The 12,837-nt window shown below is 67.1% G+C and carries 12 protein-coding genes; 3 read left to right on the top strand and 9 right to left on the bottom strand.

The window, feature by feature from the left end; all coding sequences use genetic code 11:
• The first annotated feature begins 90 nt into the window (after positions 1 to 90).
• Complete coding sequence (locus FHY19_RS01625; protein ID WP_259151198.1) at positions 91 to 1,017, top strand: LysR family transcriptional regulator; 927 nt, start codon at positions 91 to 93, stop codon at positions 1,015 to 1,017.
• Positions 1,018 to 1,421: 404 nt separating this feature from the next.
• Here FHY19_RS01625 and FHY19_RS01630 read toward each other — a convergent pair whose 3' ends face one another.
• From FHY19_RS01630 to prmB, 9 genes are all read right to left on the bottom strand, one after another.
• Positions 1,422 to 2,090, bottom strand: a complete 669-nt coding sequence (locus FHY19_RS01630) for a phosphoribosylanthranilate isomerase (RefSeq protein ID WP_005991331.1) — start codon at positions 2,088 to 2,090, stop codon at positions 1,422 to 1,424.
• Positions 2,087 to 2,860 carry a tRNA pseudouridine(38-40) synthase TruA gene (gene truA / locus FHY19_RS01635; protein WP_259161043.1) on the bottom strand — a complete coding sequence of 258 codons (774 nt, stop codon included), beginning with the start codon at positions 2,858 to 2,860 and terminating at the stop codon, positions 2,087 to 2,089. The genes FHY19_RS01630 and truA overlap by 4 nt, the downstream gene beginning before the upstream one ends.
• Positions 2,861 to 3,034: 174 nt before the next feature.
• Positions 3,035 to 3,418 carry a VOC family protein gene (locus tag FHY19_RS01640; RefSeq protein WP_259151206.1) on the bottom strand — a complete coding sequence of 128 codons (384 nt, stop codon included), beginning with the start codon at positions 3,416 to 3,418 and terminating at the stop codon, positions 3,035 to 3,037.
• Complete coding sequence (locus FHY19_RS01645) at positions 3,415 to 5,358, bottom strand: FimV/HubP family polar landmark protein (protein ID WP_259161045.1); 1,944 nt, start codon at positions 5,356 to 5,358, stop codon at positions 3,415 to 3,417. Before FHY19_RS01645 ends, FHY19_RS01640 begins: the two co-directional genes overlap by 4 nt.
• A gap of 959 nt (positions 5,359 to 6,317) precedes the next feature.
• Complete coding sequence (locus FHY19_RS01650; RefSeq protein WP_259151212.1) at positions 6,318 to 7,343, bottom strand: aspartate-semialdehyde dehydrogenase; 1,026 nt, start codon at positions 7,341 to 7,343, stop codon at positions 6,318 to 6,320.
• 84 nt (positions 7,344 to 7,427) lie between these two features.
• Positions 7,428 to 8,486 carry a D-glycerate dehydrogenase gene (locus tag FHY19_RS01655; protein ID WP_259161046.1) on the bottom strand — a complete coding sequence of 353 codons (1,059 nt, stop codon included), beginning with the start codon at positions 8,484 to 8,486 and terminating at the stop codon, positions 7,428 to 7,430.
• Positions 8,479 to 9,582, bottom strand: coding sequence for a chorismate synthase (gene aroC, locus FHY19_RS01660; RefSeq protein WP_259161047.1), 1,104 nt, complete (start codon positions 9,580 to 9,582; stop codon positions 8,479 to 8,481). Before aroC ends, FHY19_RS01655 begins: the two co-directional genes overlap by 8 nt.
• Positions 9,572 to 10,060, bottom strand: a complete 489-nt coding sequence (locus FHY19_RS01665) for a hypothetical protein (protein ID WP_259151219.1) — start codon at positions 10,058 to 10,060, stop codon at positions 9,572 to 9,574. The genes aroC and FHY19_RS01665 overlap by 11 nt, the downstream gene beginning before the upstream one ends.
• Positions 10,050 to 10,976, bottom strand: a complete 927-nt coding sequence (gene prmB, locus FHY19_RS01670; protein ID WP_259161048.1) for a 50S ribosomal protein L3 N(5)-glutamine methyltransferase — start codon at positions 10,974 to 10,976, stop codon at positions 10,050 to 10,052. Before prmB ends, FHY19_RS01665 begins: the two co-directional genes overlap by 11 nt.
• An 80-nt stretch (positions 10,977 to 11,056) precedes the next feature.
• On the opposite strand from prmB, the gene FHY19_RS01675 reads away from it, so the two are divergent.
• Both FHY19_RS01675 and asd read left to right on the top strand, forming a co-directional pair.
• The gene (locus tag FHY19_RS01675) at positions 11,057 to 11,707 is read left to right on the top strand and encodes an SCO family protein (protein WP_259151223.1); all 651 of its coding nucleotides are present in this window, start codon (positions 11,057 to 11,059) and stop codon (positions 11,705 to 11,707) included.
• Positions 11,704 to 12,552: an archaetidylserine decarboxylase gene (gene asd, locus FHY19_RS01680; protein WP_259161049.1), complete on the top strand. Its 849-nt coding sequence runs from the start codon at positions 11,704 to 11,706 to the stop codon at positions 12,550 to 12,552. Before FHY19_RS01675 ends, asd begins: the two co-directional genes overlap by 4 nt.
• The last annotated feature ends 285 nt before the right edge of the window (positions 12,553 to 12,837 follow it).

Genomic DNA, 12,837 nt, shown 5'->3' on the forward strand with positions numbered 1-12,837 from the left:
ATGCGGTCATACGCGAAGCCGCCACCTTACCGCAGCCGGGCGCCGCGATAAATCGATAAGATTGCCGCAACCTGTGATCTGGACTCACACATGAGTACCACTCTCCCGCCACTGGCGGCGTTACGCGCCTTCGAAGCCGCCGCACGCCTGCAAAGCGTCAGCCGCGCCGCGCAGGAACTGCACGTCACCCATGGCGCCATCAGCCGCCACGTCCGCTCGCTGGAGCAGGCCTTGGGTGCGGCGTTGTTCGCGCGCCAGGGTCGCGGCCTGGTACTGACGGCTGCCGGTACCCGCCTGCGCGATGCGACCGGCGAAGGCTTCGCATTGATCGCCGACACCTGGGCCGCGTTACGCCGCCCGGCCAGCGAGGCGCCGCTGGTACTCGGCTGCTCCGGCAGTCTGCTGGCGCGCTGGGTCATTCCGCGGCTTGGCCTGCTGCAGCGCGACCTGCCCGACCTGCGCCTGCACCTGTCGGCCAACGAACAACCGCCAGGCCCGGATCTGGATGGCCTGGACGCGGCCTTGCTGCTGGACACCCCGCCGTGGCCCGGCGAGTGGCAGGTGCATGAGCTGGGCGTGGAATGGATCGGCCCGGTGCTGAGTCCGCAGCTGGGCAGCGCCCTTCAGATCGAGGCAAAATCCCCAGCCGCCCTGCGCGATCAGCGTTTGCTGCACACCCGCTCACGGCCGCAGGCCTGGCCGGAATGGGCACAGGCACATGGCCTCGCACCCGACGCGCTGCGCTTCGGGACCGAGTTCGAGCATCTGGTGTACCTGCTGGAAGCTGCCGCTGCCGGCCTGGGAGTCGCAATCGCCCCCTACCCACTGGTTGCCGCGGACCTGGCCGCCGGACGCCTGCTGGCACCCTGGGGCTTCGCCGCCACACGCGGGCGCTGGGTGCTGTGCGCTGCCAGGCGCAATCCGGACCCACGCATCGAACGCCTTGCCGGCTGGCTGGTCGATGCATTGGCCCGGGATCAGTACACGCCAACCACGCCGGATACGCGAGGCGCCTGAGCTTGCATCGCGCACCGGCATCGCCAAACAACGCTCACGCGCAGCGGACAGACCGCCACGCGCGATCGTGCGAGATTGGTAGGGACGGTCCGTCTGGAAGCGGATATCACGCGTGTCACATGCCGCGACCAGGAACGGCCGCGCCAGCCCGACGGTGGGCGCGGCCGCGTTGAAGGCAAGTGCCCGCTTTACAAAGCAGGCACGGCGGCACCGGGAATGTGCAGGGAGGCAAGCGTCCGGGCGAACCGCAGGGCGGCAAATGGACAGATACGTGGAGTACGTGGATGCAGCCGCTCGCCGGCCTTCAAAAAGCGATCAACGCGCACGACCCGCTCGCAGCCATCCACAGCCAATCACACCGCAGCAAACCCGCTCTTGCCGCTGCCCAATCCCAACTCCCCAACCTACGACATTTCGTGGCAGTCGGCCCGGCGCACTTCTTCCACAAATTTGCGCATCTTGTGGCCGTCCTTGATGCCGGGCGCAAGCTCCACCCCGCTGGACACGTCCACCCCCCACGGCAGCGTGGCGACGATCGCGTCGAACACGTTGTCGGCGGTGATGCCACCGGCGAGCAGGAACGGGCGATGCAGGCCGGTGGGCAGGCGCGACCAGTCGAAGGTCTTGCCGGTGCCGCCGCCTGCGCCAGGCGCGTGGCTGTCGAACAGGAAGCCGGCGGTGTTGGGATAGGCCAACTGCAAGGTACGTGCGTTGGCGTCCTCGCCATTGACTCCGGCGCTGCCCATCGGCACCGCTTTGAGATAGGGCAGATTGAAGCTGCGACAGAACGCGTCGTCTTCCTCGCCGTGGAATTGCAGCAGCGTCGGGCGCACGGTGCGCACCACTTCGCGCACTTCTTCCTTGGAATTGTTGCGGAACAAGGCCACTACATCGACCATCGGCGCGGTGGCCTGGCGCATCGCGCGCGCCTCGGCCGGCGCCACGCGGCGCGGACTGCCGTGCGCAAAGATGAAACCCACCGCGTCCACACCCAGCTCCCCGGCCAGCCGGATGTCTCCGGCGCGGGTCATGCCACAGAACTTGATACGGGTGCGGTACAGCGATCGATTCATTGGGTCACCTCGGCAGGCAGATGCCACTCTGCAGGATACAGAGGCCCGATAAACACCAGGCCTTGTGGCGGCGCTGTCGGCCCGGCAACCGTGCGGTCGCGCCCGGCGAGCAACGTCGCGATCCAGTCGATCGGCTGCTCGCCAGTACCGACCAAAATCAGCGAGCCCACAATATTCCGCACCATGTGATGAAGGAATGCATTGGCTTGTACCTGCACCTCCACCACCTCGCCGGTGCGCTGCACGGTGATGACCTGCAGGTTGCGGCGCGCATGCAGGGCCTGACACTGCACGCTGCGAAACGCGCTGAAGTCGTTTTCGCCCAACAACGCCTGCGCCGCGGTGTGCATGGCCTCGGCATCGAGCGGCCGACGTTCCCAGCTCAGCGTCTGTCGATACAGCGCCGGGCGGATCTGCCGGTTCAGCAGGCAGTAGCGATAGCGGCGCGCGCGTGCGGAAAACCGCGCATGAAAATCGGCGGCGGCCGGCACGCACCAGCGTACCGCGATCGACGGCGGCAGCCGCGCGGTGGTGCCCAGCATCCAGCCACGCGGCTGCCGCAGCGCATCGCTGTCGAAATGCACCACCTGGCATTGCCCATGGACGCCGGCATCGGTGCGACCGGCGCAGACCACCTGGATCGGCGCGTCGGCGACCGACGACAATGCCGCCTGCAAGCTGGCCTGCACGCTCGGCCCGCCGTGCTCACCCAGCTGCTGCCAGCCCTGAAACTCGCTGCCGTCGTACTCCACGCCCAGCGCGTAACGCATCGGTACCTGCCTGTTGATCGAATCGGTGAAGCGTCTGCATCAAACGTCGCAAAGCGCAAATGCGCAATCGAGCAGCGACGCCGACAGCGCGCTACGCATGCTGCGGCTACATGGTACAGCCGGCGAAGAAGATGCCGACAGCGCCTGCCGGCAACACGTCATCGGGCGTTGGCCTCAGGCCGCAGCGCGCTCGGACCACACCGCCAGCGTGCTGCCGCCGGGCTCGCGGAAATGAAACCGGCTGCCACCGGGAAAGCCGAAGACCGGCTTGACGATCTCGCCGCCTGCCGCGCGCACGCGTTCCAGCATCGGCTGCAGGTCGTCGGCATACAGCACCACCAACGGCCCGCCTTCTGCCGGGACGGGTACCGTGGCGCGATAAAAGCCCCCGTCCAGACGGCCATCGTTGAAGGCCAGATAATCCGGGCCATAGGCCTGGAACTGCCAGCCGAACACGGTCTCGAAGAAGGCCCGGCTGGCATCGGGATCGATGGACGCGAACTCCACGTAATCGATCCGGCGTTCGCGCACCGCCATGCGCTCCATCGCGGGACTCACGCCAGCTGTTCCAGCAATTGGGCCGCTTCGGCGCGGGTGGCGTCGTCGCCGGTGGCGGCCACTTCCAGCAACAGACCGCGCGCGGTGTCCTTGTCGCCCAGGTCCATGTACGCAACCGCCAATTCCAGGCGATCGCGCCCTGCCGAGGCGAACTCCCTGTTGCCGACCGCCGTGGGCGACTCCACCGGGACAGCCGGCGCCTGCTCGACATCTTGGGGATGCTGCAACACATGCTCGAAGTCGAAGCCGTCCTGGACGGAGGACGTCGTGGCGGGCGCCGGGCGCTCGCCAGGCGCGTGCTGCGGCTCGATCTGCTGCGACGGCAGCTCGGATTGCGGGCCGTCCAGTTCGGGCCCTGTCACCGGCGCCGGCGGGGCCGCGCGCAGCGCACGCCATTCGTCGCTATTGACCACCGGTGCTGCCACGACCGGTTCGGACGGCAACGGCTCGCGCCGCAACATGTCCGACAGCGGCGTGGGCGCGTCGTGGACGCGCTCGTCTTCGCGCAGGTTGGCGTGTTCGAACTCGGTTTCGTGCAGCACCTCGTGCTCGCTGGGCTCGGTGGCCTGCGGGTCGTCCTGCTGCCCGGCAGCCTCCGTCGCAGCGATCGGCGGTGCGAAGTCGAACTGGCGGCGCGGCAACGGCGGCAGCGGCGATGGCTTGCGACGACGCGCTGCCAGCCACGCGACCACCGCCGCCACGATCAACACCAGCGCCCCGATCAACCACAGCGGGAAGCCGCCGCCTTGCGGGGCAGCCTGCGGCGCCTCGGCCAGGCGCTTCTGCGCGGCTGCCAGGTCGGTGTCCTTCATGGCGATCAAGGCTTGCTGTTGCTGCTTGAGCTTTTCCAGGTCTGCCACGCGCGAGCGCAGGTCCTGCAATTCCGCATCGCGGGTGGCGATGTCTTCCTTGGCCTGTTGCAACTGTTGGTTGGCCGCCATCTCGCCCTCGCCTTCGGCACTGGTGCCGGACGTGGCGCCGGCGGTGTTGGTCTGAGTCGCCACTGCCGGGGCGATTTCGAGCCGCGCGCCGCTACCGGCCGCGGTGGACGCAGCCGGTGCGGCAGGCGTTGCTGCAGCAGCGGCACCGGCATCGGCCGGTTGCGGAATGGCCGAGCGCGCCTGCCGCCATTGGGCAGCCTGCTCGCGCACCATCACCGCCGCTTCGGCCGCGTTGACCTGCGCCAGCGCGTCTTCCTGCGGCGTGCGCAGCACGGCGCCCTGCTTGAGGCGATTGATGTTGCCGTTGACGAAGGCATCCGGATTGGTCCGCAGCAACGCCAGCATGGTCTGATCCAGCGAATGGCCGCTGGAGCGGGCCAGGCCTGCTGCAATTTCCGACAAGGTCTGGCCCGAGCGGACGGCCGGCAATGCATCGCCAGCCTGCGTGGCGGCGGGTGCGGTTGCCGCGGCCCGCGTCGGCGCCGCAGCGCCAGCATCACCTGCCGCGCGTTCTACCGCCGGAGCCGCCGCTGGTTCGCGTGCAATCGTGTTGCTGGCGCCGGCACGCGGCGCTTCGATGGCCGGTTCGGCCACGGCGGCAGCGGTGTTGGGCGCGTCGACCAGTGCGGCATACTCGCGCACCAGACGGCCCTGGCCCCACTCCACTTCGATCAGAAAATTGATCGCTGGCTGGTCCACCGGCTGGCTGCTGGTCACGCGGATCACCGCACGCCCGCGCGCGTCCTGCGCGAACTGGAACTGCAGGTTGCTGACCAGACCTTGCGGCCGCTCCAGCCCAACCCGCGCAAAGGTGGTCGCCGATGCCAGCGCCACGCGCGCGTTGTCGAGCTCGCCCGGCTCGTTAGAGATGACCGGAATCTCGGCCATCAACGGCTGCCCGGGTTTGGACAGCACCCGGATATCGCCCAAGCCCAACGCCATCGCGGCGCCGCTGCAAGCCATCAGCAGCAACGCGCCTATCCCTTGTATCGGACGCATCGCGCCCCTGCCCCTATGTCTCATGGGTAGCAATATAGCCGCTGAATGAGCGAAAAAGTCGTTCGCGCGTCGCACGCGCGCCGCCCCTGCGATGCCGCACCGCGACATCGGTGCACAGGCGCAGCTATCGACCGCGAATCGGCAGCCCCACAAGCCCGGGACACGAGAACGAAGAACGCGTAGTGCAGCTGTTACGGAGCGCGCACGCGGAACCGGCTCCGCTGCTGGCGTGATCGCTATCGGCTCATGCGCAGATCGATCGTGGGAAGCGCCTTACGTGCCGGGCCAAGCTGCGCTTCATTGGAAAGGCACGCAGTGCAGGCGATCGGCCTTCGCAGGGAGACCGGTGACATACAAGCGCCCTTTACGGCAGGCACATTCTTGACCCAGGCACCAGGGAGTTCGACAGCCTCAGGCCATCGGCACGTGTAAGGCGCACCTGTGCGCGACGGGGCATCACCGGGACAGCCATCGCGCGCGAGCGCGCTCCTACGCGGGACGTGGATCAGCCTTCCTGTGCGACCAGTTCGATCAGCTGGACGGCGTTGCCTGCAGTTGCAGGGGATGCCCATGCCACCCGCAAGTCCCTTCCTGCGAAGGGCGCTTGGTGACTGCAGCGCTGCGCTTATCGCGAACGCGGGCGATCAGCCCTTGTAGGAGCGCACCCGTGCGCGGCGACGGGGCGTCACCGGGACAGCCATCGCGCGCGAGCGCGCTCCTACGCGGGAGGTAGATCAGCCTTCCTGTGCGACCAGTTCGGTCAGCTGGACGGCGTTGCCTGCAGTTGCAGGGGAAGCCCATGCCACCCGCAACTCCTTCCTGCGAAGGGCGCTTGGTGACCACGGCGCTGCGCTTATCGCGAACGCGGGCGATCAGCCCTTGTAGGAGCGCAGCTGTGCGCGACGGGGCGTCACCGGGACAGCCATCGCGCGCGAGCGCGCTCCTACGCGGGACGTGGATCAGCCTTCCTGTGCGACCAGTTCGGCCAGCTGCACGGCGTTGAGTGCGGCGCCCTTGCGGATGTTGTCGGAGACGATCCACAGATTGAGACCACGCGGGTGCGAGAAGTCTTCGCGGATGCGGCCGACGAACACCGCGTCCTTGCCCGAGGCATGCGTTACCGGCGTCGGGTAGCCACCCGGCTTGCGCTCGTCCACCACTTCCACGCCCGGCGACGCTTCCAGCAGCGCGCGCGCGGCTTCGACGGTGATCTTGTCGCGGGTCTCGATGGCCACCGCTTCGGAGTGCCCGTAAAACACCGGCACGCGCACCGCGGTGGGGTTCACCTGGATGTTCTCGTCGCCCAGGATCTTGCGGGTTTCCCAGACCAGCTTCATCTCTTCCTTGGTGTAGCCGTTGTCCTGGAAGTCGTCGATGTGCGGAATCAGGTTGAAGGCGATCTGCACCGGGAAGCGCTGCGGGTCGATTTCCTGGAAGCTGAGCAACTCGCTGGTCTGCTTGCCCAGTTCTTCCATCGCCGAGCGGCCGCCGCCGGACACCGACTGGTAGGTCGCCACGTTGATACGTTCGATGCCGTACTTGCGGTGGATCGGGCCCAGCGCGACCAGCATCTGCATGGTCGAGCAATTGGGGTTGGCGATGATGCCGCGCGGGCGCTGCTTGAGCGCTTCGGGATTGACTTCCGACACCACCAGCGGCACGTCGTCGTCGTAGCGGAAGGCGGAGGAATTATCGATCACCACCGCGCCGGCAGCGGCAAACTTGGGGCCGTACTCCTTGGACACGCTGCCGCCTGCGGAGAACAGCGCGATGTCCACGCCGGTCGGGTCGAAGTCGGCCAGATCCAGCACGTCGACCTTGCCGCCATTGAACTCGACCTGCCCACCGGCCGAACGCGCCGAGGCCAGCGCGTACAGGTTGGCGACCGGGAAGTTGCGCTCGGCCAGGATGCTCAGCATGGTCTCGCCGACAGCGCCGGTGGCGCCCACGACCGCGACATTGAAACGACGGTTTTCGTTGCTCATGAGGATGTCTTTATCGAAAGAGTGAAAAGGGGAATGCGCTGCGCGTGGGTTCGGGGAACCTCCAATGCTGGCCGCGGAGGTTCCCTATCGTTTGGTCGCGCCGGTTTTGCCGGCGTCCACGATCGTGCCGCCGCGTTTGGCAGCTGCGATCGCATCGGCATTGAGCGCGCTCGGCGGACGCCCGGCGTCGGGGCCGTGGCCGAGTGCGGCAATCAGGTTGTCCACCGCCAGCTGCACCATCGCGCGGCGCGTCGCCAGGCTGGCACTGCCGATATGCGGGGTAAGCACCACGTTGTGCAGCGCCAGCAGCTCCGGGCGCACCGCAGGCTCGCCTTCGTAAACGTCCAGGCCGGCGCCGGCAAGACGCCCATTGGCCAGCGCGTCGGCCAGCGCGAGCTCATCGACGATGCCGCCGCGCGCAATATTCACCAGCGTGGCGGTGGGCCGCATCTTGCCCAGCGCGGCGGCATCGATGATGTGGTGCGAGTCCCTGTTGTACGGCAGCACCAGCACCAGGTGATCGGACTGCGCCAGCAAGCTGTCGATATCGACATACTGCGCGTTGAGGTCCTGCTCGATCTGCGCCGGCAACCGGCTGCGGTTGTGGTACAGCACGCGCATGCCGAAGCCGTGCGCGCCGCGGCGTGCGATACCCTGCCCGATCCGGCCCATGCCCAGGATGCCGAGCGTGCTGTCATGAATGTCGGCACCGAGCATGGTCTTGAACGACCACTGCCCCCACTGGCCGTCGCGTAACCAGCGTTCGGCTTCGGTGACGCGGCGCGCGGTGGCCATCAACAACGCAAAGCCCAGATCGGCGGTGGTTTCGGTCAACACGTCGGGCGTGTTGCTGGCCAGGATGCCGGCAGCACTCAGCGCGTCGATATCGAGATTGTTGTAGCCCACGCCAACGTTGGCGATGGCGCGCAACTGCGGCGCCGAGGCGATTTCTGCCGCGCCCACGCGCTCGTTGAGCGTGATCAGTGCGCCATCGACGCCGGCCAGGTGCGCGGCCAGCTCGTGCGAGGAATACGCGGTGACGCGCTCGGTAGTGGTCAGCGCGAAATGCGCGCTCAGCTGCGCGACGACGTCGTCGAACAGCGGCTGGCTGACCCACACCTTGGGGCGCGTTGCTTCAGACATCGAGTTGACCGGGAATGCGCGGCGACACTTCGCCGACATCGCCGCACTGGGCGCGATGACGCAAGGCCTGGTCCATCAGCACCAAGGCCATCATCGCCTCGGCGATCGGGGTGGCGCGGATGCCCACGCATGGGTCGTGCCGACCGGTGGTGATCACATTCACCACCGTGCCGTCCGCATCCACGGTCGCGCCCGGCAGGCGCAGGCTGGAGGTCGGCTTGAGCACCATCGACGCGGTGACCGCCTGCCCGGTGGAAATGCCGCCCAGGATGCCGCCGGCATGATTGCTGAGGAAGCCTTCCGGGGTGATCAGGTCGCGGTGCTCGGTGCCCTTCTGCGCGGCGCTTGCGAAGCCATCGCCGATTTCCACGCCCTTGACCGCATTGATGCTCATCAACGCGGCGGCCAGCTCGGCATCGAGCTTGCCGTAGATCGGCTCGCCCCAACCGGGCGGTACGCCACCGGCCACCACGTCCACGCGCGCGCCGACCGAATCGCCGGACTTGCGCAACGCATCCATGTAGGTTTCCAGCTCCGGCACCTGCTCGGCGTGCGGCCAGAAGAACGGGTTGTCTTCGACCGCATTCCAGTCGAAGCCGGTCGGGCGGATCTCGCCCAGCTGCGACAGATAACCGCGCACCAGCACCCCGTATCGCTGCTTGAGCCACTTCTTGGCGATGACGCCCGCAGCCACGCGCATGGTGGTTTCGCGAGCGGACGAGCGCCCGCCGCCGCGTGGGTCGCGGATGCCGTACTTCTGCCAGTAGCTGTAGTCCGCATGGCCGGGGCGGAACTGCTGGGCGATGTTGCTGTAGTCCTTGCTGCGCTGGTCGGTGTTGCGGATCAGCAGCCCGATCGGCGTGCCGGTGGTGCGGCCTTCGTACACGCCGGACAGGATTTCGATCTCGTCGGCTTCGCGGCGTGCCGAGGTATGCCGGCTCTTGCCGCTGGCACGGCGTTGCAGGTCCAGCGTGAACTCTTCCGGCGCCAACTCCAGGCCCGGAGGGCAGCCATCGACAACGCAGCCGATCGCCGGCCCGTGCGACTCGCCGAAGGTGGTGACCGTCAACAGGCGGCCGAAACTATTACTGCCCATATCGGCATCCTCTTAACATCGCAGCGGGTGGCGTGGCACGAAACATGCGCAGCAGATGACGTACTGCCACCAGCATCGGCGCCATCGCAAACAACCCGCTGAACACCATGAAAAACACGTCCAGCTCGACTTTACGAATGAGCATCCAGTCGGCAAGCAGGTAGAGCGCAGCGCTGATCCCGCACAGCAAGCCGATTGTCACCACCAGCGTACGCCGCTGATGCGTGCGCAGCGACGCATCCGAACTGGCGGCCACGATCCAGGCCGAAACAAGGCCGAAAAACGCCATCAAGCCGAAGCCGATTTCTGCCGCTGCGCTCAACCAGCGCTGCGCCGTCGGGCCGCCGTACATCGGATCGAACAAGCGAAACACCACGTCGAGCAAGCCGAATGGAATGGCCGCACCGAAGAGCGACACCGGCGCCAGCAGCACGATATCGATCAGCTGCGGACGCGCGGCGGGCGCTTCAGCGCGCACCGGCCAACTCGGCGATGCGCGCGCTGTGCGCGATCAGCTCGCGGCATTCCACCGCAAAGATGCCCATCTGCCCGACCTTGAACTCGACCCAGGCCAGGTCCACTTCCGGCAGCAGCTTGATCAGGTGCTGCTCGGACTCGCCTACCTCGCAGATCAGCAGGCCGTCTTCGCTCAGGTGCTGCGGTGCATCGCGCAGGATCTTCAGCACCAGGTCCAGACCATCGTCGCCGGCACGCAAGCCCAGCTCCGGCTCGTAGGAATACTCCTGCGGCAGCGCATCGGTCTCGTCGTTGGTGACGTACGGCGGATTGGTCACGATCAGGTCGTACTGACGGCCACCCAGCCCGGCGAACAGATCCGACTTGAGCAGGGTGACGTTGTCGGCATGCAGGCGCGCCTTGTTTTCGGCGGCCAGCGCCAGCGCGTCGTCGCTGATGTCCACGCCATCCACATCCCACTGCGGGTTGTAGTGGCCCATGGCGATGGCGATGCAGCCCGAGCCGGTGCACAGGTCCAGCGCGCGGGTGACCTCGCGGCCGCCCAGCCATGGCTCGAAGCCGGCCTCGATCAACTCGGCGATCGGCGAACGCGGCACCAGGGCGCGCGCATCGCTCTTGAAACTCAGGCCGGCAAACCAGGCTTCACCGGTCAGATACGCCGCCGGCACGCGCTCGGTGATGCGGCGCTCGAACAGGCCCAGCACGCGTTCTTTTTCGTCGCGGAGCAGGCGCGCCTGGCCATAGGCCGGGCCCAGGTCGTGCGGCAGATGCAGGCTGTGCAGCACCAGTTGGGTGGCTTCGTCCAGCGCATTGTCGTAGCTGTGACCGAAGGTGAGACCGGCTTCGTTGAAACGGCTGGTGCCGTAGCGGATCAGGTCGATGATGGTGTGCAGTTCGTCGGCCGCGGCGGCAGTCATGGCAACAACTAAAAAGGAATCGGCCCCCGATTATAGAGGTCGGATCGGTATCATGAGCGTCCGTTGCACTGGAAACCGCCATGTTCAATCGCAATACCGGCATCGTGCTGCTGGTGGCGCTGGCCGCCGGTCTTGGGTTGTTGCTGGGCCAGAAGTTCTTCGGCGGAGCGCCCCGCTCGCCCTGGCCGCCCACCCAGACCATCACCTTCTACCCGCAGCCGCGCCCCTTGCCGCAGTTCAGCCTGCGCCAGTCCGATGGCACCCAGCTGGTGTCTGGCGAACTGAGAGGGCATTGGACGCTGGTGTTTCTGGGTTTCACCTTCTGTCCGGACGTCTGCCCGACCACGCTGACCGATCTGGCGGTGGCGCAGAAGCAGTGGGAAAGCATTCCCGACGGGCTGCGCCCGCGCGTGCTGTTCGTGTCGGTGGACCCGCAGCGCGACCCACCCGCACGGCTGGGCGAATACGCCCACGCCTTCCATAAGGACACGCTGGCGGCCACCGCAGACGTGCCGGCACTGGAGCGCTTTGCCACTGCGCTGGGCTTGGTGTTCCAGAAGGTGCCGGGCAAGAACTTCGATCAGAACCCCAACGACTACAGCATGGATCACTCGGCCGGCATTGCCTTGCTCGACCCGCAAGGTCGCCTGACCGGCCTGATCCGTCCGCCGCTCGACCCCAAGGCGATTGCCGCCGACCTCCAACAGCTGACCAAGGTAACCGCTCCGTGAGTTTCGTCACTTCCCTGACCTACGTTCTGCCGCATCGCTTGCTGTCCTCCATGGCGCGCGCGCTGGCGTACTCGGACACGCCTGCGACCAAGCAATGGTTGATCGACACGGTGACGCGCAAGTTCGGCGTGGACCTGAGCGAAGCGCAAGAGCCGGACCCGCGCGCGTATCCCACCTTCAATGCCTTCTTCACCCGCGCGTTGAAGCCGGGCGCACGCGTGCCCGACGCCGACCCGTCAGCCGTGCTGATGCCGGCCGACGGCCGCATCAGCCAGCTCGGCCCGATCGAGAACGGGCGCATTTTTCAGGCCAAGGGGCAGTCGTTCACCGCTGCCGAACTGCTCGGCGATGCCGAGGCGGCGCTTCCGTTCAACGACGGCCTGTTCGCAACGGTGTATCTGTCGCCCAAGGACTACCACCGCGTGCACATGCCGTGGACCGGCACCCTGCGCGAAACCGTGCATGTGCCCGGCCGCCTGTTCAGCGTGGGTCCGGATGCGGTGCGCAACGTGCCACGGTTGTTCGCCCGCAACGAACGCCTGGTGTGCCACTTCGATACCGAGTTCGGCCCGATGGCCTCGGTGATGGTGGGCGCGCTGCTGGTGTCCGGCGTGGAGACGGTCTGGAGCGGCGTGGAGATTCCGCGCTATGGCGATCGCATCACGCGCAAGGATTACCGCGGAAAGGGAATCGTGCTGGAGAAGTTTGCGGAGATGGCGCGCTTCAACTACGGCTCCACCGTGATCGTGCTACTGCCGCCAGGTGTGGCGAAGCTCGAAAGCGGACTTGCTGCAGAGACATCCGTTCGACTGGGTCAAGCGCTCGCGCGTCGGCAAGTGGGATGATCGCAGCGGTGCGCCGATTGACGCGGCGCCCCCCCATCCCCGCGGCAATCGGCGGGAGACAACGACGCCGTTGTAGGAGCGGGCCTGACCGCGACAGGGCATTCCCGATAGCGTTCGTGCGCAGACGCGTGGTGCACTCCCGCCTTCGATGTGGAGCGTTGTCGCCTACGTTGGAGCTAGCCGGACGGCTTCGTCGCGGCCAGGTCCGCTCCTACCGGGCACGGGCCGGCGCAGCTCGCCGCGGCGGCTGGCCGATGCCCTAACCGACGTGGGACTGCTCGCGCT

Source organism: Xanthomonas sp. 4461 (genome assembly GCF_024806475.1).
Classification (GTDB): Bacteria; Pseudomonadota; Gammaproteobacteria; order Xanthomonadales; family Xanthomonadaceae; genus Xanthomonas; species Xanthomonas arboricola_F.

Coding starts and splice junctions, on each gene's coding strand:
- FHY19_RS01625 (WP_259151198.1), top strand. CDS start 91: ATGAGTACCACTCTCCCGCCACTGGCGGCGTTACGCGCCTTCGAAGCC.
- FHY19_RS01630 (WP_005991331.1), bottom strand. CDS start 2,090: ATGAATCGATCGCTGTACCGCACCCGTATCAAGTTCTGTGGCATGACC.
- truA (WP_259161043.1), bottom strand. CDS start 2,860: ATGCGTTACGCGCTGGGCGTGGAGTACGACGGCAGCGAGTTTCAGGGC.
- FHY19_RS01645 (WP_259161045.1), bottom strand. CDS start 5,358: ATGCGTCCGATACAAGGGATAGGCGCGTTGCTGCTGATGGCTTGCAGC.
- FHY19_RS01650 (WP_259151212.1), bottom strand. CDS start 7,343: ATGAGCAACGAAAACCGTCGTTTCAATGTCGCGGTCGTGGGCGCCACC.
- FHY19_RS01655 (WP_259161046.1), bottom strand. CDS start 8,486: ATGTCTGAAGCAACGCGCCCCAAGGTGTGGGTCAGCCAGCCGCTGTTC.
- aroC (WP_259161047.1), bottom strand. CDS start 9,582: ATGGGCAGTAATAGTTTCGGCCGCCTGTTGACGGTCACCACCTTCGGC.
- prmB (WP_259161048.1), bottom strand. CDS start 10,976: ATGACTGCCGCCGCGGCCGACGAACTGCACACCATCATCGACCTGATC.
- FHY19_RS01675 (WP_259151223.1), top strand. CDS start 11,057: ATGTTCAATCGCAATACCGGCATCGTGCTGCTGGTGGCGCTGGCCGCC.